Annotated in this window: 17 protein-coding genes and 2 pseudogenes; 7 read left to right on the top strand and 12 right to left on the bottom strand. The window is 60.1% G+C overall.

What is annotated here, in order from left to right; all coding sequences use genetic code 11:
- Positions 1-17 precede the first annotated feature (17 nt).
- Positions 18-929 (top strand): UDP-3-O-acyl-N-acetylglucosamine deacetylase, encoded by a 912-nt coding sequence (gene lpxC / locus AACY36_RS01790; protein WP_003171886.1) that lies wholly within the window; start codon positions 18-20, stop codon positions 927-929.
- A 193-nt stretch (positions 930-1,122) separates the two neighbouring features.
- On the opposite strand, the gene AACY36_RS01785 is transcribed toward lpxC, so the two are convergent.
- From AACY36_RS01785 to AACY36_RS01765, 5 genes and pseudogenes are all read right to left on the bottom strand, one after another.
- Positions 1,123-2,625, bottom strand: a complete 1,503-nt coding sequence (locus AACY36_RS01785) for a GGDEF domain-containing protein (RefSeq protein ID WP_339417609.1) — start codon at positions 2,623-2,625, stop codon at positions 1,123-1,125.
- An 84-nt stretch (positions 2,626-2,709) separates the two neighbouring features.
- Complete coding sequence (locus AACY36_RS01780; protein ID WP_339417611.1) at positions 2,710-4,032, bottom strand: OprD family porin; 1,323 nt, start codon at positions 4,030-4,032, stop codon at positions 2,710-2,712.
- A 318-nt stretch (positions 4,033-4,350) separates the two neighbouring features.
- Positions 4,351-4,924: pseudogene (locus tag AACY36_RS01775) on the bottom strand (response regulator).
- Between the two features lie 31 nt (positions 4,925-4,955).
- Positions 4,956-8,050, bottom strand: a pseudogene (locus AACY36_RS01770) (multidrug efflux RND transporter permease subunit).
- Entirely contained in the window at positions 8,050-9,216 is a 1,167-nt protein-coding gene (locus AACY36_RS01765) for an efflux RND transporter periplasmic adaptor subunit (protein WP_339417612.1), read from the bottom strand. Before AACY36_RS01765 ends, AACY36_RS01770 begins: the two are co-directional and overlap by 1 nt.
- Before the next feature lie 213 nt (positions 9,217-9,429).
- On the opposite strand from AACY36_RS01765, the gene AACY36_RS01760 reads away from it, so the two are divergent.
- Together AACY36_RS01760 and AACY36_RS01755 are read left to right on the top strand one after the other, a co-directional pair.
- Positions 9,430-9,663 carry a hypothetical protein gene (locus AACY36_RS01760; RefSeq protein ID WP_339417613.1) on the top strand — a complete coding sequence of 78 codons (234 nt, stop codon included), beginning with the start codon at positions 9,430-9,432 and terminating at the stop codon, positions 9,661-9,663.
- 164 nt (positions 9,664-9,827) lie between these two features.
- A complete protein-coding gene (locus tag AACY36_RS01755) occupies positions 9,828-10,598 on the top strand; it encodes a transporter substrate-binding domain-containing protein (protein WP_339417614.1) in 771 nt (256 codons plus the stop codon).
- Between the two features lie 117 nt (positions 10,599-10,715).
- Here AACY36_RS01755 and AACY36_RS01750 read toward each other — a convergent pair whose 3' ends face one another.
- The 5 genes from AACY36_RS01750 to AACY36_RS01730 all read right to left on the bottom strand — a co-directional run bounded on the left by AACY36_RS01750 (position 10,716) and on the right by AACY36_RS01730 (position 15,213).
- Positions 10,716-11,459, bottom strand: a complete 744-nt coding sequence (locus tag AACY36_RS01750; RefSeq protein ID WP_339417616.1) for a YkgJ family cysteine cluster protein — start codon at positions 11,457-11,459, stop codon at positions 10,716-10,718.
- A 108-nt stretch (positions 11,460-11,567) separates the two neighbouring features.
- Entirely contained in the window at positions 11,568-12,050 is a 483-nt protein-coding gene (locus AACY36_RS01745; protein WP_339417618.1) for a GNAT family N-acetyltransferase, read from the bottom strand.
- Positions 12,047-12,949 (bottom strand): chemotaxis protein CheV, encoded by a 903-nt coding sequence (locus AACY36_RS01740; protein WP_339417620.1) that lies wholly within the window; start codon positions 12,947-12,949, stop codon positions 12,047-12,049. The genes AACY36_RS01745 and AACY36_RS01740 overlap by 4 nt, the downstream gene beginning before the upstream one ends.
- 113 nt (positions 12,950-13,062) lie before the next feature.
- Positions 13,063-14,037: a 2-hydroxyacid dehydrogenase gene (locus AACY36_RS01735; RefSeq protein ID WP_339417621.1), complete on the bottom strand. Its 975-nt coding sequence runs from the start codon at positions 14,035-14,037 to the stop codon at positions 13,063-13,065.
- Positions 14,038-14,244: 207 nt separating this feature from the next.
- Complete coding sequence (locus AACY36_RS01730; RefSeq protein ID WP_339496704.1) at positions 14,245-15,213, bottom strand: LysR family transcriptional regulator; 969 nt, start codon at positions 15,211-15,213, stop codon at positions 14,245-14,247.
- Positions 15,214-15,395: 182 nt separating this feature from the next.
- On the opposite strand from AACY36_RS01730, the gene AACY36_RS01725 reads away from it, so the two are divergent.
- The 4 genes from AACY36_RS01725 to AACY36_RS01710 are packed head-to-tail and all read left to right on the top strand — an operon-like array spanning position 15,396 to position 20,195.
- Positions 15,396-16,931, top strand: coding sequence for an efflux transporter outer membrane subunit (locus tag AACY36_RS01725; RefSeq protein WP_339417628.1), 1,536 nt, complete (start codon positions 15,396-15,398; stop codon positions 16,929-16,931).
- 10 nt (positions 16,932-16,941) lie between these two features.
- Entirely contained in the window at positions 16,942-19,131 is a 2,190-nt protein-coding gene (locus AACY36_RS01720; RefSeq protein WP_339496703.1) for an FUSC family protein, read from the top strand.
- Positions 19,121-19,321, top strand: coding sequence for a DUF1656 domain-containing protein (locus tag AACY36_RS01715; protein ID WP_012722318.1), 201 nt, complete (start codon positions 19,121-19,123; stop codon positions 19,319-19,321). Before AACY36_RS01720 ends, AACY36_RS01715 begins: the two co-directional genes overlap by 11 nt.
- Positions 19,322-19,331: 10 nt before the next feature.
- A complete protein-coding gene (locus tag AACY36_RS01710; RefSeq protein ID WP_339427142.1) occupies positions 19,332-20,195 on the top strand; it encodes an HlyD family secretion protein in 864 nt (287 codons plus the stop codon).
- 6 nt (positions 20,196-20,201) lie between these two features.
- Here AACY36_RS01710 and AACY36_RS01705 read toward each other — a convergent pair whose 3' ends face one another.
- Positions 20,202-20,660 (bottom strand): hypothetical protein, encoded by a 459-nt coding sequence (locus AACY36_RS01705; protein ID WP_339455516.1) that lies wholly within the window; start codon positions 20,658-20,660, stop codon positions 20,202-20,204.
- Positions 20,650-21,123, bottom strand: coding sequence for a hypothetical protein (locus AACY36_RS01700; RefSeq protein ID WP_339455517.1), 474 nt, complete (start codon positions 21,121-21,123; stop codon positions 20,650-20,652). Before AACY36_RS01700 ends, AACY36_RS01705 begins: the two co-directional genes overlap by 11 nt.
- Positions 21,124-21,291 lie beyond the last annotated feature (168 nt).

The following is a 21,291-nucleotide window of genomic DNA, read 5'->3' as shown; positions in this document are numbered from 1 at the left end:
CTCAAGCGGTCCAAGCCATGATTAAACAACGCACCCTGAAGAATATTATCCGTGCCACAGGTGTAGGTCTGCACTCCGGGGAGAAGGTATACCTGACCCTCAAACCTGCACCTGTCGACACCGGCATCGTGTTTGTTCGTGCCGACCTGGACCCTGTGGTGCAGATTCCTGCTCGCGCGGAAAACGTTGGCGAAACCACGATGTCGACCACATTGGTCAACGGTGACGTCAAAGTGGACACGGTGGAGCACTTGCTCTCGGCCATGGCTGGCCTGGGCATCGATAACGCCTACGTCGAGCTCTCCGCGTCCGAAGTCCCGATCATGGATGGCAGCGCTGGACCCTTCGTATTCTTGATTCAATCTGCCGGCCTGGAAGAACAGGACGCAGCCAAGAAGTTCATTCGCATTCTGCGGGAAGTGACAGTAGAAGACGGCGACAAGCGCGCCACCTTCGTCCCGTTCGAAGGCTTTAAAGTGAGCTTTGAGATCGATTTCGATCACCCGGTATTCCGTGACCGCACACAAAGTGCAAGCGTGGATTTTTCCAGCACTTCGTTCGTAAAAGAAGTCAGCCGCGCCCGTACCTTTGGTTTCATGAGTGACATCGAGTACCTGCGCAAGCACAACCTCGCACTCGGCGGCAGCGTTGAAAACGCCATTGTGGTCGACGCGGATGGTGTACTGAACGAAGACGGCCTTCGCTACGAAGACGAATTTGTGAAGCACAAGATCCTCGATGCAATCGGTGACCTCTACCTGTTGGGCAATAGCCTGATAGGCGAGTTCAAAGGCTTCAAGTCGGGCCATGCCCTTAACAACCAGTTGCTGCGCAAGTTGATTGAGCAGACAGATGCTTGGGAAGTTGTGACCTTCGAAGATGCCAGCACCGCACCGATCTCTTACATGCGTCCCGTCGCGGCGGTGTAAGTAACAACTCTCTTTCTTTAGTTTTGAAAGGCTGCCTTCGGGTGGCCTTTTTTATGTGCGCTGTTTCTGAGAGCAAAGCAACTCGAATGTGGGGCTGTCGAGCCCCAGCGGGGCTGCGGTGGGATCACCTCATTGTGCCTGCAGTAACGAGTCGTCTGCATCCCAGGCGAGCCAGCTCCCACATTGACCGGGCTCACACATCTCGCAGTGATGCAGCATCCACAATTCTATTGCGCCCACTGTGCTTGGCCTCATACAGCGCCCGATCCGCACTCAACAACAACGCCTCCAGCGACATGTGACTGCGCTTGTCCCAAGTGCTCACGCCGATACTCACGGTAATCGGCCGCTCATCCCCTGCCACCCGTGGCAAATGCTCGATGCTGCTGCGGATGTGCTCGGCAATCACCCTGGCGCCCTTGGCATCGGTATGCGGCAGCACCACTGCAAACTCTTCTCCACCATAGCGCGCGGCCAGGTCGCCAGGGCGACGGATGTTGCTGACGATCACTTGGGCCACGGTGCGCAACGCTTCGTCCCCACCGTGATGGCCGTGGCGGTCGTTGAAGGCTTTGAAGTGGTCTACGTCAATCATCAGCACCGTCAGTGGCTCGGCCGAGCGCTGGGCGCGCTCCCATTCCAGGCGCAGGCGTTCGTCGAGGATGCGGCGGTTGGCCAGGCCGGTCAGGGCATCGGTGGCTGCCAGTTCTGACAGTACACGTTCAGCGCGATAACGGCGCCGCAGTTCCCGGCGCAGCATCCAGGTCAGCCATAACACGCCAATACACAGGATGCCGGTGGCCCCACTGGTGAGCAGCGCGGCGCGCTTCCATGGCGCCAGCACGTCTTGGCTGGACAGCGCCACCACCACGATCAGCGGCAATGCCCCGACATTAGTGAACGTATACAGGCGCTCCTTGCCGGTGATGGTCGAGATGGCCTGAAAACTCCCGCTGCCTTCATCGAGCATGCGTTTGAAGTTCGGACGATCGCTCAGGTCCTTGTCAATCATGTCGCGCTCCAGCAGTGGTTGCTGGGCTAACAGAATGCCGCGGTTGTTGAGCAGGTTGACCGAGCTGCCGTTGCCGATCGTCAGGCGACTGAACAGTTGGTCGAAATAAGCCAGGCGCATGGTCGCTACCGCTACGCCGGCAAACTCGCCATTGGGGCCTGATACGCGCCGGCTGAATGCAATGCGCCACACTTGGTCGCAGTGACAGTGGATGTGGAATGGACGACTGATATACAACTCCGTTTGCTCAGCGTTTTTGTGTGCCAGGAAATAGTCACGGTTGGCGAAATTACGCGGTGTCGGCGTGAGTGTCGACGAGTCTGCGATCACTGAACCATTGGCGTCCAGCAGCAGGACCTCGCCTTTGAAAGGCGCGGCGATGGATTGATCAAACTGCACCAGGTGCTGGATGGCCGCCGATGCCTGGGACAAGTCCTGATGCTGCCTGGCAGTGATCAATCCCTGCAAGGCAAAGTCATAGAGTTCGACGTTACGCAACACGTCGGCGTTGATCAGTTGTGTGATGTTGCTCGTCGAGCGTTGAGCGGCCTGCAAGGTGCTGGCGTGTTCACGAATCAACAGCGCCGCGACAATGATCACAATCAAGGTCACGGTGAAACCGCTGCCCAGAATCAGTAACAGCTCCGGGCGCGCAGGCAGGGTACGAGTGCGGCGTTGGCTCATCGCGCAGGCTTCAGCAGGGAAGATACTGGCAGTTTAGCCCTACCCGATGAAAATCAAATAATCGCCGCGAAAGAAATGAGAGTGTCAGAACACGTTGATCGGATAGTCGACGATCACCCGATATTCATCCACATCCCGATCCACCGCTGAGTAACCGTTGCTGCCCCGGTTGACCGCCCATTGCAGGCGCAATGCCAAGTCCTTGGCCTTGCCGCCTTGTACCACGTACTTCACATCGATATCCCGTTCCCAGTGCTTGGCGTTCTTACCGTCAGCGCTGTACCAGGCGCTGTAGCCACGGCTTTGCGGATCGACCTTGGTCAGGTCGGTCTTGCCGCTGATATAGGACACGGCCGTGCTCAGGCCGGGTAGGCCCAGGCCGCCGAAGTCATAGGCGTACCTGAGCTTCCACGAGCGTTCGTTGGGGCCGTTGAAGTCGGAGTATTGCTGTGAGTTGTCCAGGTACACACTATCGCCCTGGGCAATGTAGTCGAACGGCGTGTTGCCATTGACTCGCTGGTAGGCGGCGGTGACGCTGTGATGGCCCGCGTTCACGGTGAAATGCAGGCTGTAAGTATTGTTATCAATATCTCCCAGTAGCGACTGCCCGGTGTCCTGGGTGTGATAGTAGTGCAGGCCGGGGTTGAGACTGATCATCTCGTTCACCACATAGGTGTAGTCCAGGTCGTAGTAGTACTGGTTCCACACGTCCTTGAGTTCTGAGGCGTAGAGGTTGCTGGTCAGCCCATCGATGCCGCTGAACGACATGCCTGCCCAGTTCATGTGCTGGCTGTCCGCGTTGTTCGGCAGAGCGCCGTAGCTGGTGCCGATGCGCCGGTGGCCGCTCTGGTTATAAAGCTTGGTGAAGCTGGCCTGACCACCTTCGAACATCCAGCCATCCAGGCTGTGGTTGGCCAGGCTCACGCCGCGGAAGGTCTGTGGCAGCATGCGCGTCATGCCGCCGGCGATCACCGGGTTATTCAGAAACAGGTCGCCGGCTTTCAGCTCGGTATCGAACACACGCATTTTCAAGGTGCCACCGGCTGTGGAAAACGAGCCGGGTGCCTTGCCGTTGCCACTGCCGTAGGGAAGGATGCTGGAGCCATCAGTGCCGCCACCGCCGTCGAGCTTGAGGCCAAGCATGGCGTGAGCGTCCAGGCCGAAGCCGAGAGTGCCCTGAGTGTAGCCGGATTCAAAAGTGCCGATGAAACCCTGGCCCCATTCTTTGCTGTCATCGGTGTGGATGTCGCGCCGGTCGCGGTTCATGTAGTAATTGCGGGCGTTTAGCGTGAGGCTGGAACCTTCGACAAAGCCATCGGCAGGGGGAGTGTCTGCCGCATGGGCAAGAGGGGCAATCGTTGCTGCAATCGCGAGGAATAACGGGGTGAACGTCAGCGAGTTCTTCACCGGTGGAGCTCCTTTGGTCAATCTGGAACGGCCAATGTCGTGGGGGTGTGCCTGGCCTTTTTTATGGCAAAAAAAAGCCGCTGAAGTCAGCGGCTTTAAGACAGATTCCCAGTGTAGAGCCCTGGAAATAAGTCGAGGGAAATTCGGGTAAGCGCAAGCTGCCTTTGCCGTCGCGCTCATCGATGCGTCAAATTAACGCAGGCGAGCGGTACGATACAGAGTGTAACAAGATAATGACTGTTGCCCAAACTGCAACAGTCGGGCTGCCTGATATCTTCGTCTGGTGTACATCGAACAAACTGTGGGAGGGCAATGGAGTTAGCTGACACTGCGACTCTCCAGCACATACCTCATGCCACGAATGGTGTGCAGCAGCTTGGTGTCGAACGGCCCATCGAGTTTGACGCGTAGGCGCTTGATCGCCACTTCCGCGGCGTTGGCGCCGCTGTCGAAATTGATGTCTCAGACCATTTCTGCAATGCGGCTGATCAGGTCGATCCACAGGTCGGCAACGGTTACCTGCACCGGCTCATGATCACCGCTGCGGCGGGTCAAGGCTTGCAAGCGTGCCACCAGCTCCAGGAAAGAGAACGGCTTGCCGAGGTAATCGTCAGCGCCTTCGCGCAGGCCATGAATGCGATCTTGCACGCGCTTGCGGGCGGTGAGCATGATCACCCGCGTTTGTTTGCGCGCACGCAACGTACGCAATAACCAAAGCCATCGAGGCCTGGCAGCATCACATCGAGCACGATCACGGCGTAGTCATTCTCCGCGCCAGGTGCAAACCCTCGACGCCTTCGCGGGCCACATCGACGGTCTAGCCCTGTTCTATCAGGCCGTGGTGCAGGTAGTCCGCGGTTTTTTCTTCGCCTTCAATAATCAGGACGCACATGAGCCTTTTGCTCTAGGGTGGGGGCCCAGCCTCAATGTGTGGTCGCCAACTCAGGTGTTGGTTTGGGCTTGTGGAAAAACTTCTCAAGGTACAAGTAGATGACCGGCGTGGTGAACAGCGTCAGCGCCTGGCTGACCAGCAGCCCGCCGACCACTGAGATGCCCAGCGGCTGGCGCAGTTCCGCACCGGCGCCATAACCGAGCATCAGCGGCAGGGCGCCGAGCAGCGCGGCCAAGGACGTCATGATGATCGGTCGGAACCGTGTGATGCAGGCTTCGAAGATCGCATCCTGCGGTGACAGCCCACGTGTGCGCTGGGCGTCCAGGGCGAAATCGATCAGCAGGATACCGTTCTTCTTGACGATGCCGATCAACAGCACCAGGCCGATCAGCGCCATGATCGAGAAATCCTGGCCCAACAACCACAGCATGACCAGCGCACCCAGGCCTGCCGAGGGCAACGTCGAGATGATCGTCAGCGGGTGCACGAAGCTCTCATACAGCACGCCGAGAATGATATAGACCGCCACCAATGCCGCAAGGATCAGCCACGGCTGGCTGGCCAGCGAACTCTGGAACGCCTGCGCCGCACCCTGGAAACTGCCAATGATCGAAGCCGGCATGCCGATCTCGTTTTTCGCCTGGTTGAGCAGAATCACCGCATCACCCAACGCAATACCGGGCGCCAGGTTGAACGACAGGTTGGCGGCCGGGAACATGCCGTGGTGGCTGATGGAAAGCGGCCCAACAGTGGGCGCTTCGACGCGGGCCAATGCCGACAGCGGCACCATTTCATTGGTCAGCGGCGAACGCAGGTAGAAGTAATTCAGGCTTTCGGCCTTGCCGCGCTGTTGGGTGTCCAACTCCAGTACCACTTGGTATTGGTTGACCTCGGTTTGGAACTCATTGACCTGGCGTTGGCCGAAGGCGTCATACAGCGCTTGGTCGACGTCGGTGGCGGTGAGCCCGAACCGTGCTGCAGCGCGGCGATCGATGGTGATGTGGGTGATGCTGCCGCCCAGTTGCAGGTCATTGGATATGTCGCGGAACGCCGGAATGGAACGCAGTTTTCGGTCAGACGTTGGGTCCAGGTATTCAGCGTCGCGCCGTCGTTACTTTTGAGCACGTACTGATATTGACTACGGCGTGGGCCAGAGCTGAGGTTGATGTCCTGGCCTGCGCGCAGGTACAACACGATGCCAGGCACCTTGGCCAGCTGAGGTCGGATGCGGTCGATAAATTGGCTGGCGGACACATCCCGATCACCCCGGGGTACAAGGGAAATCCAGAAGCGCCCGTTGGCGATGGTCTGGGTTCTACCGGTTACACCGACGGAGTGGGAGAACGCTCGCACAGCCGGATCTTTTTTCATGATTTGCGCCAGCGCCTTGTGCTTGGCGACCATGTCCGGGTAAGACGCGTCCGCCGCCGCCTCGCTGGTGCCGAGGATAAAACCGGTGTCCTGCACCGGAAAGAAACCCTTGGGAATAAACACATAGCCAGCCACGGCCAGGGCCAAGGTCAGCATGAAGATGCCAGCCATGGTGCGCTGGTGGGCCAGGGCGCGACGCAAGGTTCTTTCGTAGGCTGCCAGCAGTCTTTCACCAAAGCCGGGTTTGTCATGCGCGCGGTGGTTTGGTGCATTCATGAACAATGCCGCCAGGGTCGGCGCCAGCGTCAGGGACACCACGACAGAAATCAGAATGGTCGACGTGGCGGTCAAGGCAAACTCCTTGAACAGCCTGCCGACTACGCCGCCCATGAACAGCAGCGGAATAAACGCTGCCACCAGGGACACGCTGATAGACACCACGGTAAAGCCAATTTCACTGGCCCCCTTGATCGCCGCCTCGCGCTTGTCCATGCCGGTCTCAAGATGGCGATGGATGTTCTCCACCACCACAATCGCATCGTCCACCACAAAGCCTACGGCCACCACGATGGCTACCAGGGTCAGGTTGTTCAGGCTGAAGCCCAGCACGTACATCAGGGCAAAACTCGCGATCAACGATACGCCCAGCACGCTGGAGACAATGATGGTTGCCGACCATTGGCGCAGGAAAATCGCCATCACCCCGACCACCAGCAATACGGCGATCAACAAGGTCATTTCCACTTCGTGCAGCGAGGCACGGATGGTGGTGGTACGGTCCATCAGCACGCTGGCCTGCACCGATGCCGGCAACATGGCCTCCAGTCGTGGTAATTCGGCCTGGATGCGCTCCACGGTCTCGACGATGTTGGCGCCGGGCTGGCGGGTAATTACCAGGTTAACGCCAGGCGTGTCGACGGCCCACGCCTGTACGTAGGCGTTTTCCGATCCGCTGACGACGTTGGCGACGTCGCGCAGTTGAACAGGTGCGCCATCCTTGTAGGAGACGATCAAGTCGCCGTATTCACTCGGGTGAAATAGCTGATCGTTGGTTGCCAGGGTCGAGACGCTGTTCTTGCCGTACAGCGCCCCTTTGGCCAGGTTGAGGCTGGATTGCTGGATCGCCAGGCGGATGTCGGCCAAGGTCAGGCCGATGGCGGCGAGCTTATCGGGAGAAGCCTGCACGCGAATCGCCGGGCGCTGCTGGCCGGTGATGTTGATCTCGCCTACGCCGTCGATCTGGCTGATCTGACGCGCCAACAACGTTTCGACCAAATCACTCAGTTCAGTGCCGGACATGTCGTGGGAGCTGACGCTGACGATCAGAATCGGACTGTCCGCCGGGTTTACCTTGCGCCAGGTCGGCAGACTCGGCATATCGCTCGGCAGTTTGCCGGCAGCGGTATTGATAGCTGCCTGGACTTCCTGCGCAGCGGTATCGATGCTTTTATCGAGGGTGAATTGCAGGGTCAGCAGAGTGGAGCCCAAGGCACTGCTGGAGGTCATCTGAGTCATGCCAGGGATTGCGCTGAACTGCACTTCCAGCGGGGTCGCAATCGACGATGCCATGGTGTCGGGGCTGGCACCTGGTAACTGTGCGGTCACCTGAATGGTGGGAAATTCAGCCTGTGGCAGTGGGGCGATGGGTAATTTTGGAAAGGCAATCAGCCCGAGCAGCACCAGGGCGACGGTGAGCAGCAGGGTGGCGACCGGGCGGTCGATACACCAGGCGGAAATCGAGCCCCGGGATGTCATCATGGCTGCACCTTGACGTCAGCGGTCTGGATCACTTGGGGTGGTTCTTTGAGAACCTCTATCTTGGCGCCCGTCTTGAGCCGCGACTGACCATCGCTGACCAGCACATCGCCCGCCTGGATGCCCTTGAGAATGTTGCGTTCACTGTCCTGATACACCACTTGCACCGGCACGATTTCAACCTTGTCACCGTTGACGCGGTACACAAAGTGCGAGTCCAGGCCGCGCTGCACCACGCTTGGCGGAACCGCCAGGGCGTTGCGGTCGAGGGCGGTCTGGATCTTGATCGTCACCAGTTGGCCCGGCCAGAGTTTCTGTGTGCTGTTGCTGAATTCGGCCTTGGCGCGGAGGGTGCCGGTGGTACTGCTGATCTGGTTGTCGATCAGGCTCAAGCGGCCCTGGCCCAGCAGGTCGGCGTTGTCGCCTTCGGTATCGGCACCCAGGTAGGCGTCCACGCGGGCGGGATAAGCGGCTGCGATCAGGCCCTGCAACGTCGGTAACATCTGCTGTGGCAGGGAGAATTCTATGCCAATCGGGTCGATCTGGGTGACCGAGAACAGCCCTTGGGCATCGCTCATGCGCAGGAAGTTGCCTTCATCCACACTACGGATACCGACGCGGCCGGTGACGGGCGAGCGAATCTGCGTGTAAGACAGTTGCACCTGGGCCGCGTCGATGGCGGCCTGATTACCCTGTAACGTGGCTTTCAGCTGGTTGACCAGCGCTTGTTGCTGGTCGTAGGTCTGCTTGGAGATGCCATCATCAATGCTCAGCTCCTTGTAGCGCTTGAGGTTGACCTGCGCCACGTGCAGTTGCGCCTGGCTTTCGCCCAGTTGTGCCTTGGCCTGGTCGAGGCTGGCACGGATCGAGCGGTCATCGATGCTCGCCAGCAGATCACCAGCCTTGACCCGTTGCCCCTCCTTGACCAGCAATCGAGTGAGGATGCCGTCGATTTGCGGGCGAATGATCACGCTGTGCAACGACAGCACCGAGCCGATTCCGGTCACGTAGCGCGGCAAGTCCTGCTCCACCACCTTCACGACCCTTACCGGCACGGCGGTGGAGACAACCAGTTTGGGCTTGGCAGGTCGGGTCAGCGCCCAGGCCGCGACAGCCAGAATTGCGAGGACTCCCACGGTCAATACAGTTTTTCTTTTAATGTGCATGCTGTAAGGCGCCAAGGCAGGGGTTGAGGTAGGTGGGAGTATTTATAGCCTGCTGACCCAGTCAGTAAAGTGACCGCCATCTGACAGCTGCGTCAGTTAACTCCTGACCATTCGTACGACGTTGGTCAAAGATCTGAGTCGCACAGGTATACTTCCTATCTATGTGGCCCTTCACTTGGGGCTACATCATTTTCTGCATGCCCCGGAGCTTTCATGAAATCCCCGACACCCCCCTCTGTTGAAGCGGCCGAACTCGTCGATTCGGCCAACGCCGACGGCGTTGAAAAAGCCGAGATCCCGGCGTTCAAGTTTCCCTTCAAACCGGGTGAACTGGGCGGCAGCAAGAGTGACGCCCAGCCCTGGTACAAAAACGGTGCCAAGAACGGCCACACCAAGACCCCAGGCATGGCGCCGCCGGGTACTCGTCGTTCGATGGGTAAACGTTAGGAATAATCTGCAACACGCATTGCAGGATGCTACCTACAGTGCCCGCTGAAATTTCCGCTTGTAGGCCCGCGATCGTTTCTTGAAAGCTTGCACCGCTTCTGTTCAGCCTCGACTTTTTACCGAGGCTGAACAGACGGCGCTCTTTCCGGAAAAGGATGTTTCCTGTGGCCCTGATACAGCTCTGTGTAGCGCTTGCCCTGTTGCTCGCGGTGGATGCCGTTGCTGGCATTGATCAACCGCGACGCGAAATCCGCTTCGCCGTTGCCGCGCAATTCCCCCCCTTCCAGAGCCGTAACCCTAAAGGGCAGTTGGTCGGTCTGAATATCGAGCTGGGCAATGCTTTGTGCCGGCAGTTGAATGCGCGCTGCACCTGGGTCGACCAGGTGTTGGTCGAGAACTTCGAAGGCCTTGATGCCCGCCAATTCGATGCAATCATGGGGATCGCGCCCACCCCCAAGCGGCGGCGCTGGGTGAGCTTCAGCGATATCCTCTACCCCTTCACCACGCGCCTGGTCGCGCATCGAACCTCAGGCCTGATGCCAACGACAGCGTCGCTCAAGGGCAAGCGCGTTGGCGTATTGTTGGGCAGCAATCGCGAAGCCTTTGCCCGGTCGCAATGGGCGCGCAACGGCGTGATCATCAAGAGCTTCTGGCTCAACGACGAATTGGTGCGCAGCCTGGTGGCAGGCGATATTGACGCCACTCTGCAGGGCACTGTGGAAATCCGCAACGCCCTGCTCGACACGGTCGCTGGTGCGGATTTCGACTTTCTGGGCCCTGCCGTGTCTGCCGAACTGCTGGGCGAGGGCGTGGCGATTGCACTGCGCAATACCGACACGGCGTTGCGTACTGAGCTTAATCGCGCCCTCGAACACCTTATGCACAACGGCGAGTATCAGCGGATTCTTGCGCCTTACCGGCTGAATGCACCGTGAGCGTCCAACAGGCCCAGCATGCTGGCGTCGCACTGGAGGTGCCAGCCCCAGCCAGTGCGTCACGCAAATCAACGCCCTCGTGGTGAAAGCGCCATCGCTATCGCGGGCAGGAACAGCCTAAGCCGCCCGCAACGAAATAAACGCATAGTTGGCCGGCACCTCAGTCGCAACCCGCGCGCCGGCGTCCAGCACCTGTTCGGCGATGTCCAGGCCCGACACATGGAACACCCACTCGCTGGCCACGGGTGGCTGATTCGCTGCGGACTCAATCGCCTGGCCAAATGCGCCCATGTCCGGCAGGTAAGCGGTAAACCCATCCCCCTTGAGCGCCGTGGTCCGTATGCCCAGCAAGGCGCACACCGTTTCCTTGGTCTGCACGTCATCGCGATCGGCCTGACGTGAACGGCGGATCAACTCAGCCAGCTCCAGGTCCATCAACTCACCGCCCACGATCAGCGCAGGGCCCTGTTCCCAGGATTCCGGTGGGCAATCCTTGGCGGCAGGGTTCAGCGGGATGTGCGGGTTGATCTCCATTGGGTAGATGCGGCACACCAATGGCCGGCGTTCATAGATGCGGCACAGGTTGTCTTCGTCAAGATTCCGGCAGCGTCCGGCGTTGTAGGCGGCAAAGGTGATCGCCACAAACGCCTCGGTGTTGCCGCTGGGCACCACCACCGAACGGCGCTCGGCATGTTCGCGTTGCTGCTGGGGCAGGCCCAGGCCATTACCCAGGAACCCTTCCACCAGGACGATGACGTTACCGCCGTCCGCCGCCCACAGGCGGGCCTCGTCGAGTGTCAGGGGCACGTGATGGTCGGTGCAGCATTTACCGCAACCGACGCAGGAAAAGTGAGTGTTCATGGCAGATCTGTCACCAGGCTAGGTCAGAAGGCACGCAGGAACGGTGACGGGTTTTTACCTCTGTTCACCGTTCAGGGACTCTGGAAGCAAGTTATGCGCCAGCGACTGTCAGTCGTCTGCGGCCACATCCCGTAGGACAAATACCATGCCCGCGCTTTCATACAGTTGCCGGGCACGCAGGTTGCTCTCCAGCACCTTGAGGTCCACGTAGGGTTCGCCGCGCTGCTTGAAGACCTGGAAGCTGTGCAGCAACAACGCGCGGCCCACTCCCTGGCCCTGGGCGCAAGGGTGTACGCAAAGGTTCTTGATAAAGGCGCTGGTCCAGCACTGGGCCACGCCGAGAATGCTCTCGCCGTTGCTGGCCACCAGGCACAGCGTGGGGTCGAACTCGGCATCGGTATTGAATTGGCGCTGCCAGGTTTCCAGGTTGGGAACGCGGCCGCCGCCCTGGTCCTGGGTCATGCGCAACACCGCGTGAATCGCCGGGGCGAGGTCTGCGCGGTAATGATCCAACTGTGTATTGGCCGGCCACTGCGGGGCGGGCAGGCTGCCCCTCAGGTCGCGGCGCAGTAGTTGGAAATACTCGGTCACAGACCCTGTTGCGCCACGGTTTTGGCGGCCACTACCAGGCACTTGGTCAGCTCGGGCGAGGAAAACTTGGTCAGCACCGAGTTAGCCCCGGCCAGGCGGGCTTTTTCGCTGTTCATCGCGCTATCCAGGGAGGTGTGCAGCAATACATACAGGTGCTGGAAGTCCGGTGTTTCACGCAGGGTGCGGGTGAGGGCATAGCCGTCCATTTCAGACATCTCGATGTCCGACACCACCACATTGATCTGCTCGGCCGTGCCTTGCAGCTCCAGCAGCACATCAATAGCTTCCTTGGCGCTGCGCGCGGTGTGGCAGGTGAGGCCGAGGTTGCGCAGGGTGTGCACCGATTGCTGCAGGGCGACCTGGCTGTCGTCGACCACCAGGATCCGCGCATGGCCGAGTACTTCAGCTTCTTCCATGGTCAGGTCGGTAGGCGCCACTTCGACCGGTGCCGGCGCGATACCGTGGATGACTTTTTCGATATCCAGTACCTGCACCAGGCCGCCTTCCACCTGGGTGACCCCGGTGATGAACGCGCGGTTACCGCCGGAGCCATAGGGCGGCGGGCGGATGTCGGTGGTCAGGCAATGCACGATCTTGCTCACCGCCTGCACATGCAGGCCCTGCTTGGAACGGCTCACATCCGTGACGATCAGGCAGCCGCCGTTGGGGTCTTCAAGGGGCATTTCGCCCAGGGCACGGCTCAGGTCGATCACTGCCAGCGAGGCACCGCGCAGGGTGGCAATGCCTTTGACGTGCGGGTGAGACTCCGGCAGCTTGGTCAGCGGCGGGCACGGAATGATTTCGCTGACTTTCAGCAGGTTGATGGCCATCAGCTTGCCGCTGCGCAAGGTAAAGAGCAGAAGCGAAAGTGAGTCTGCGCGGGCTTTGGTGGTGGACATAAAAACCTTCTGTGGATCAGGGAGGACGATCTATGGAAGGTTATCGACTTGGGCGCGCCAGGCTTTAACCGTATTTTGTGTGGTACATGGCCCGCTCCCACAGAGAATTTTTGTCAACCCTTCCACACCTGCGGGTTCACCAGGTCCTGCGGACGTTGACCCAGCAGGGCGCTGCGCAGGTTGTCCACCGCACGGTTGGCCATGGCTTCACGGGTTTCATTCGTGGCCGAGCCAATGTGCGGCAGGGTCACGGCATTGCTCAGTTGGAACAGCGGCGACTCGGCCAACGGCTCTTGTTCATACACATCCAGCCCGGCGCCACGGATGCGCTGGGTTTGCAGTGCTTCGATCAGCGCCGGCTCGTCGACCACCGGGCCTCGGGAAATGTTGATCAGGATCGCGCTGGTCTTCATCAGCCCCAGCTCGCGGGTGCTGATCAGGTGACGGGTCTTGTCGCTCAACGGCACCACCAGGCAGACGAAGTCCGTCTCGGCCAGCAGTTCATCCAGGCTGCGAAATTGTGCGCCCAGTTCCTGCTCCAGCGCCGGCTTGCGGCTGTTGCCGCTGTACAGGACCGGCATGTTGAAACCCAAGCGTCCACGCCGTGCCACGGCCGCGCCGATATTGCCCATGCCGACGATGCCCAGCGTCTTGCCATGCACATCGCAACCGAACAACGGCGCGCCCACGCTGGCTTTCCACTGGCCGGCTTTGGTCCAGGCGTCCAACTCGGCCACACGGCGGGCGCTGCTCATCAGCAGGGCGAAGGCCAGGTCGGCGGTGCTTTCGGTGAGGACGTCGGGGGTGTTGGTGAGCATGATCCCGCGCTCGTTGAAGAACGGTACGTCATAGTTGTCGTAACCCACCGACACGCTGGACACCACTTCCAGTTTGCCCGCGCCTTGCAACTGCTCGCGGCCCAGCTTGCGACCCACGCCGATCAGGCCGTGGGCGTGGGGCAGGGCTTCATTGAATTGAGCGTTGATATCGCCCAGCTTGGGGTTGGGCGCAATCACCTCGAAATCCTGTTGCAGGCGTTCGATCATTTCCGGGGTGACACGGCTGAAGGCGAGGACAGTCTTTTTCATTGCAGGCGGGCTCATCGACTACGGAAGAATGCCAAGCACGCTAACATTCCTGCCAACAATTGTCAGGGCACCGCCGACCTAAAGTGGGCAGGGAGCGAATGTGTGTGGCTTGCCTGCGATGGCGGCGTATCAGCCAACATCAGCCGTCGCGGACCCGCCACTATCGCAGGCAAGCTCCCACATTGAATCGGTGTTGCGTGAGAGGACTCAGTTCGCCAACCGAGCGCCGCTGAGGCTGCCACCCAACTCATACGCCACCAACTCCGCCTGGTGCGCCGCCAGAATCTCCGGCAGCGAGCCGCGCAGGTATTCCACCCAGGTTTTGATCTTCGCATCGAGGTATTGGCGCGACGGGTAGATGGCGTACAGGTTCAACTCCTGGGAGCGGTAATTGGGCATCACCCGCACCAGGGTGCCGTTGCGCAAGCCCTCAATGGCCGCATACACCGGCAGCAAGCCGATGCCCATGCCGCTGGTGATCGCGGTTTTCATCGCATCGGCCGAGTTCACCAGAAAAGGCGAGGTGTTGATCGCCACGCTTTCCTGGCCTTCGGGGCCGTTGAAGGTCCACTTGTCCAGCTGGATCACCGGGCTGACCAGGCGCAGGCAGGCATGGTTGAGCAGGTCATGGGGGCGATGCGCGCAGCCCTTGGCCTTGACGTAATCCGGCGAGGCGCAGGCGATGCTGTAGGTGATGCCCAGGCGCTGCGACACGAAACCCGAGTCCGGCAGCTCGCTGGCGAGCACGATCGACACGTCATAGCCCTCGTCGAGCAAGTCCGGCACGCGGTTGGCCAGGGTCAGGTCGAAGGTCACGTCCGGGTGGGTACGGCGGTAGCGGGCGATCGCGTCAATCACGAAATGCTGGCCGATGCCGGTCATGGTGTGCACTTTCAACTGCCCGGAAGGGCGCGCGTGGGCATCGCTGGCTTCGGCCTCGGCTTCTTCGACGTAGGCCAGGATTTGCTCGCAGCGCAACAAATAACGCTTTCCGGCTTCGGTCAGCGCAATGCGGCGGGTGGTGCGGTTGAGCAAGCGGGTTTGCAGATGGGCCTCAAGGTTGGAGACCGCGCGCGACACGTTGGCTGTGGTGGTATCCAGTTGCACGGCGGCGGCGGTGAAGCTGCCCGCTTCGGCCACGCAACTGAAGGCGCGCATATTTTGCAAAGTGTCCATGGGGATTTCTCAGGGGAGATAACAAATTGTGACAGAAAGTTACGCCGTCCAGTGATCCCTACCAACGGATTATCGCTGGAACGGTAACAAAGATTCACAGGAATACCAGCTTATCGTCTCTCATGGTGCCGCCTAGAATTGCGCCACCTCCCTCGCATCACCACCTCAGGAATTCGCTTGCCGTGCCGCGTCGCATCAGCAGAGAGCTGAAGACTCTCATTAACAGAGGGCTGAAGGCTCTCAGTGTTTGCGCCTTATCGTTAGCAATCAGCGGCTGCATCGGAACCGGAGGAATCGCTCCCCAAGGCCAGTCCCTCAACGCCAACAACCTGACCACCGACGAAGCGATTCAGAGTGCCGCCAAGGATGCTCATTGGCCCACCGCGCAATGGTGGCAGGCCTACGGCGACCCTCAACTCAACCGCTGGGTCGACCTCGCCACTCAAAACAACCCGAGCATGGCCATGGCTGCCGCACGCGTCCGTGAAGCACGGGCGATGGCCGGGATTGCCGAGTCAGCCGAGTCGTTGCAGGTCAACAGTGACACCACCCTCAAGCGCCACAACTGGCCGAAGGATCAGTTCTATGGCCCAGGTGAATTGAGTGGCGCCAACACCTGGGACAATAATTCGTCCCTCGGCCTGAGCTATGCCCTTGATCTCTGGGGCCGCGAAAGCAATACCACCGAGCGTGCCGTCGACCTGGCGCATGTGAGCGCCGCCGAAGCACGCCAGGCCCAGCTCGAACTGCAAAATAAAGTGGTGCGCGCCTATATCCAGCTGTCATTGCACTACGCCAATCGCGATATCGTCGCGGCCACCCTGGCGCAACAGCAGCAGATTCTCGACCTGGCCAACAAACGCCTGAACGCCGGGATCGGCACGCACTTCGACGTCAGCCAGGCTGAAACCCCGCTGCCGGAAACCCACCGGCAACTTGACGCCCTGGACGAAGAAATTGCCCTGAGCCGTAACCAGTTGGCGGCGTTGGCGGGCAAAGGCCCGGGGGAGGGCGCGCAATTGCATCGCCCGACACTGTCCCTGGCCGCACCGCTGACATTACCCTCAAGCCTGCCCGCGCAATTGCTCGGCCAACGTCCGGATGTGGTCGCCAGTCGCTGGCAGGTTGCGGCCCAGGCGCGTGGCATCGATGTGGCCCACGCCGGCTTTTATCCCAACGTGGACCTGCTCGGCAGCCTTGGCTATGTGGCCACCGGCGGCGGCATGCTAGCGTTCCTGGCGGGCAAGAAATTCAACTACAACGTTGGCCCGGCGATCACCTTGCCGATCTTCGACGGCGGTCGCTTGCGTGCGCAACTGGGTGAGGCCAGTGCCGGTTATGACATCGCGGTGGCGCGCTATAACCAAACCCTGGTGAATGCGCTCAAAGGCATCAGCGATCAATTGATCCGCCGTGAATCGATGGATAAGCAATCCTCTTTCGCCGCGCAATCGGTGGCGTCGGCGCAAAAGACCTACGACATCGCGATGATCGCCTACCAGCGCGGCCTCACCGATTATCTCAATGTGCTCAACGCCCAGACCTTGCTGTTCCGCCAGCAGCAGGTCGAGCAACAAGTACAGGCCGCACGCCTGGCCACCTATGCCGAACTGGTGACCGCCCTGGGCGGCGGTATCAAGGCCGGCGACGACGTACCGCCAGATACCAAGACCCTCCCGAGCAAGACCCCGGCGGCGCTCGCCGTGTTTGATCACTGAGTAGGATTAGATGACCCCCTTGCCTGCACCGCTGCGCTGGCTGCATTCCCTTGAGTGGCGCCGTGGTTTTTTCGACTGGGCACGCAGCGACGGCGTGACCTGGGTGTATATCTTCAAGGTGCTGATCGCCGCGTTCCTCACGCTGTGGTTGGCCATGCGCCTGGAGCTGCCGCAACCGCGCACGGCAATGATCACCGTGTTTATCGTGATGCAACCGCAGAGCGGCCAGGTGTTTGCCAAGAGTTTCTACCGCTTCCTTGGCACCCTGGCGGGGTCCGCGGTGATGGTGTTGTTGATTGCCCTGTTTGCGCAGAACACCGAGTTGTTTCTCGGCGCGCTGGCGATCTGGGTCGGTGTCTGCACTGCAGGTGCGACGCGCAACCGTAACTTTCGCGCCTACGGGTTTGTACTGGCCGGCTACACGGCGGCGATGGTCGGCTTGCCAGCCCTGGCCCACCCGGACGGCGCCTTTATGGCGGCGGTGTGGCGCGTGCTGGAAATCTCCCTGGGGATTTTGTGTTCCACGCTGGTCAGCGCGGCGATCCTGCCGCAAACCAGCAGCGCCGCCATGCGCAACGCTTTGTACCAACGTTTTGGCGTGTTCGCGCTGTTTGTCACCGATGGCCTGCGCGGGCGCAGTGAACGCCACTGTTTCGAGGCCAGCAATGTACGCTTTATCGCCGAAGCGATCGGCCTGGAAGGGCTGCGCAGTCTCACCGTGTTTGAAGACCCGCACATGCGCCGGCGCAATGGTCGGCTGAGCCGCCTCAACAGCGAATTCATGAGTATCACCACGCGGTTCAACGCCTTGCACCAGTTGCTTGAACGCCTACGCACCGACGAGGCGGACCACGTGGTAGCGGCAATCAAACCCGGCCTGCAGGATCTTGCCGAAGTGCTCGACGGTTTCTCCGGTCGCGCACTCACCAGCCCTGACGCGGCGCGCCTGGTCAACCAACTGAGCGCCTACAAGGGCGACCTGCCCGCCAAGGTCCGCAGCCTGCGCGCGACCTTCCAGGAACAGAGCCCCAGCGAAGCCGAACAGCTGGATTTTCATACCGCCTACGAGCTGCTTTACCGCTTTGTCGATGACCTGCACAACTACGCACAAACCCACGCCTCCCTCGCGGATCACAGCCATGCGCGCGAGCAGTGGGACGAAACCTTCATACCGAAAACCAATTGGCTGGCCTGCGCCGCCTCGGGGATTCGTGCGTCATTCATCTTGATTGTGCTCGGCAGCTATTGGGTCGCTACCGCCTGGCCCAGCGGCGCAACCATGACCCTGATCGCCGCTGCCACCGTCGGCTTGTCCGCCGCCACACCCAACCCCAAGCGCATGGCATTCCAGATGGCGTGTGGCACCTTGATCGGTGCACTGGTGGGTTTTGTCGAAATGTTCTTCGTATTTCCCTTGATCGACGGTTTTGCGCTGCTCTGCGTGATGCTCGCCCCGGTGATCATCTTTGGCGCCTTCCTCGCTTCACGCCCGCAATACGCGGGTGTAGGCGTGGGCCTGCTGATCTTCTTCAGCACCGGCTCGGTGCCGGACAACCTTACGGTCTACAACCCCTACACCTTTATCAACGACTACATCGCCATGGTCATCGGCATGCTGGTGTGCGCGGCGGCGGGGGCGATCGTCCTGCCGCCCAACAGCCGCTGGCTGTGGCGCCGCCTGGAGCAGGACCTGCGTGAGCAAGTGGTATACGCGATCAGCGGCAAGCTCAAGGGCCTGGCCTCGAGTTTCGAAAGCCGCACCCGCGACCTGCTGCACCAGGCCTATGGCCTGGCCGTCGGCCAGCCACACGTGCAGCGCGACCTGCTGCGCTGGATGTTCGTGGTGCTGGAAGTCGGCCACGCGATCATCGAGTTGCGCAAGGAACAGGCGATTTTGCCAGTGCACCCGGCGTACGCCGAATCCCAGCCCTGGCGCCAGGCGATCCGCGTGATGGGCCGCTCACTGGTGCGCCTGTTCCTGCAACCCAGCGCGAGCAACCTGGAGCGTGGCCTGATCGCTGTGGACCACGCGATCAGCCGCGTGCAGGCCACCGACGAACCCTTCGCCCCGCACTTCGACACCTCGGCCCTGCGCCGGGTGAAGAGCTATCTGCACTTTATCCGCACCTCGCTTTTGAACCCGCAATCACCACTGGCAGCCCTCGAAGGCGCCACGCAAGGATCTCCGCATGCCCCGTGAAATCGCCTTCCACGGCGTGTACATGCCGACCATGACCCTGATGTTCCTGATCGCGGCCGTGCTGGCCTGGGCGCTGGATCGCTTCCTGGCCGGGTTCGACCTGTACCGTTTTTTCTGGCACCCGGCGTTGCTGCGCCTGAGCCTGTTCGTTTGCCTGTTTGGCGCCCTTGCGCTGACCGTCTACCGTTGAGAATGCCCCGATGAAAAAGTTTTTCAGCCTGCTTGCGACCTTGCTGGTATTGGCTTTGGCGATCTGGATTGGCCGCACGCTGTGGGTGCATTACATGGAGACCCCATGGACCCGCGACGGCCGCGTGCGTGCGGACATCATCAACGTGGCGGCTGACGTAACGGGTGAAGTGGTCGATGTGCCTGTGCGTGATAACCAACGGGTAAAAAAGGGTGACCTGCTGATGCAGATCGACCCCGAGCACTACCGCATTGCGGTCAAGCAGGCGCAATCGCTGGTGGCGTCGCGCAAGGCCACCTGGGAGATGCGCAAGGTCAACGCCCATCGCCGAGCTGACCTGGATGCGCTGGTGATCTCCAAGGAAAACCGGGAAGACGCCAGCAACATCGCTGACTCGGCGCTGGCGGATTACCAGCACGCGTTGGCGCAATTGGAAGCGGCCGAACTCAACCTCAAACGCACTCAAGTCGTGGCGGCGGTCGATGGTTATGTCACCAACCTGAATGTGCATCGCGGCGACTACGCCCGCATCGGCGAAGCCAAGATGGCGGTGGTGGATATGAACTCGTTCTGGGTCTACGGGTTCTTCGAAGAAACCAAACTGCCTCACGTCAAGGTCGGTGACAAAGCCGATATGCAATTGATGAGCGGCGAGACCCTCAAGGGGCACGTAGAAAGCATCTCGCGCGGCATCTACGACCGTGACAACCCCGAAAGTCGCGAGCTGATTGCCGATGTGAACCCGACCTTCAATTGGGTGCGTTTAGCGCAGCGCGTGCCGGTGCGGATTCACATTGATGAAGTGCCGGAAGGGGTGTTGTTGGCGGCAGGCATTACCTGCACCGTGATTGTTCGAGAGTTGCAGGTCGATTGAGTCTGACTAATACGCGAGTGCTCTGGCCCTCACTTTGCGCCGGCGTCTGACGCGCAACATACCGACGAAGCGGCGATGGTTTTTTGTATTGAGCAACAGTAGGCAGAACAGAGCTTGAACCAACGGAAATAGCGCGAACATAGTAACGCGGTGGTTGCCCAAATAGTCTGCCGCCAGCAAAGCGTTCAGGGCGGCGGCGCCCACAAGTAGAGCAGGCCCCAAGCGTAAGCCTGCCGCTACCAGGGTCAAACCAGCGCAAATTATCAGTAGCAACATCAGGCTCGCCGCTATCGAGTATTCGCTGGGGAGATAATTTATTCGGGAGTAATACGACAGGCTATGTGAAAGGTTGCCTGAGAGACTGACCAAGTTCATGGACACTGCGGTACCCACCGTAAAAGCAAAACGCTGGGTGTAACGCCGCAATGTTTGAGGCGCCCGAGTGGGTTCGTTTTTACTGCTCATGGTTGTCAAACTCCTCATATAAGGCGATGACGATTTGGTTGATATTCCCAGAGAGGCTGCTGCCAGTTATCGCAATAACCGCCCCCACTTGATCGGCTAGTTGAATGAGAATGTCCCGACGTAGTTGGGGATTGCTGAACCGCTTTGGAAGCTTTCCAGCCAATTGCTTCAACCGGATCATTTCGCGAGCATGGCGGGGATTTTGCAGGCGCAGAACTTCATGAGTCAGTTTTGCGCGTTCCTGTCGACTCAAGCGTCTTAAAATGTCAGTGACGCTGCGGTCTGTGGTGTTTTTGATCGTCATGACGGTTTTTACCGTGACAAACGTCGTGCTGCCCGCGCCCACCAGCGAAATACCGTCCAAGGCTGAAGTCATTGCCTGATACCCGCTCAGGCTGTCGTAACGCCTCCTTCCACAGCTGAGACTCTCGCGGTGAACTTGCCGCCAGTTGCGCGTAGTCATCGGCGGTCATCAACACCCCGGCCACCTCCCGCAAAATCACCCGTTTGGGCTTGACGCCACATAACGGTAAAAACTCACGCAGCACCGTCACACGATAATCACTGCCGATATGCACCACCCCGGCCCCGACGATAGCCGGGTCGGCATCGATTGTTCGATAGAGCTTAG

The sequence above is a fragment of the Pseudomonas sp. EA_15y_Pfl1_P101 genome (assembly GCF_963970835.1).
Lineage (GTDB): Bacteria > Pseudomonadota > Gammaproteobacteria > Pseudomonadales > Pseudomonadaceae > Aquipseudomonas > Aquipseudomonas tritici.
The sequence above is the reverse complement of the archived record's forward strand: the minus strand, read 5'-3'. Positions and strand labels throughout refer to the sequence as shown.

Bases quoted from the DNA above. Each gene is read 5' to 3' on its own strand.
- lpxC (WP_003171886.1), top strand. From the start codon at position 18: ATGATTAAACAACGCACCCTGAAGAATATTATCCGTGCCACAGGTGTA.
- AACY36_RS01785 (WP_339417609.1), bottom strand. From the start codon at position 2,625: ATGAGCCAACGCCGCACTCGTACCCTGCCTGCGCGCCCGGAGCTGTTA.
- AACY36_RS01765 (WP_339417612.1), bottom strand. From the start codon at position 9,216: ATGCACATTAAAAGAAAAACTGTATTGACCGTGGGAGTCCTCGCAATT.
- AACY36_RS01760 (WP_339417613.1), top strand. From the start codon at position 9,430: ATGAAATCCCCGACACCCCCCTCTGTTGAAGCGGCCGAACTCGTCGAT.
- AACY36_RS01750 (WP_339417616.1), bottom strand. From the start codon at position 11,459: ATGAACACTCACTTTTCCTGCGTCGGTTGCGGTAAATGCTGCACCGAC.
- AACY36_RS01740 (WP_339417620.1), bottom strand. From the start codon at position 12,949: ATGTCCACCACCAAAGCCCGCGCAGACTCACTTTCGCTTCTGCTCTTT.
- AACY36_RS01735 (WP_339417621.1), bottom strand. From the start codon at position 14,037: ATGAAAAAGACTGTCCTCGCCTTCAGCCGTGTCACCCCGGAAATGATC.
- AACY36_RS01730 (WP_339496704.1), bottom strand. From the start codon at position 15,213: ATGGACACTTTGCAAAATATGCGCGCCTTCAGTTGCGTGGCCGAAGCG.
- AACY36_RS01720 (WP_339496703.1), top strand. From the start codon at position 16,942: ATGACCCCCTTGCCTGCACCGCTGCGCTGGCTGCATTCCCTTGAGTGG.
- AACY36_RS01715 (WP_012722318.1), top strand. From the start codon at position 19,121: ATGCCCCGTGAAATCGCCTTCCACGGCGTGTACATGCCGACCATGACC.
- AACY36_RS01710 (WP_339427142.1), top strand. From the start codon at position 19,332: ATGAAAAAGTTTTTCAGCCTGCTTGCGACCTTGCTGGTATTGGCTTTG.
- AACY36_RS01705 (WP_339455516.1), bottom strand. From the start codon at position 20,660: ATGAGCAGTAAAAACGAACCCACTCGGGCGCCTCAAACATTGCGGCGT.
- AACY36_RS01700 (WP_339455517.1), bottom strand. From the start codon at position 21,123: ATGACTACGCGCAACTGGCGGCAAGTTCACCGCGAGAGTCTCAGCTGT.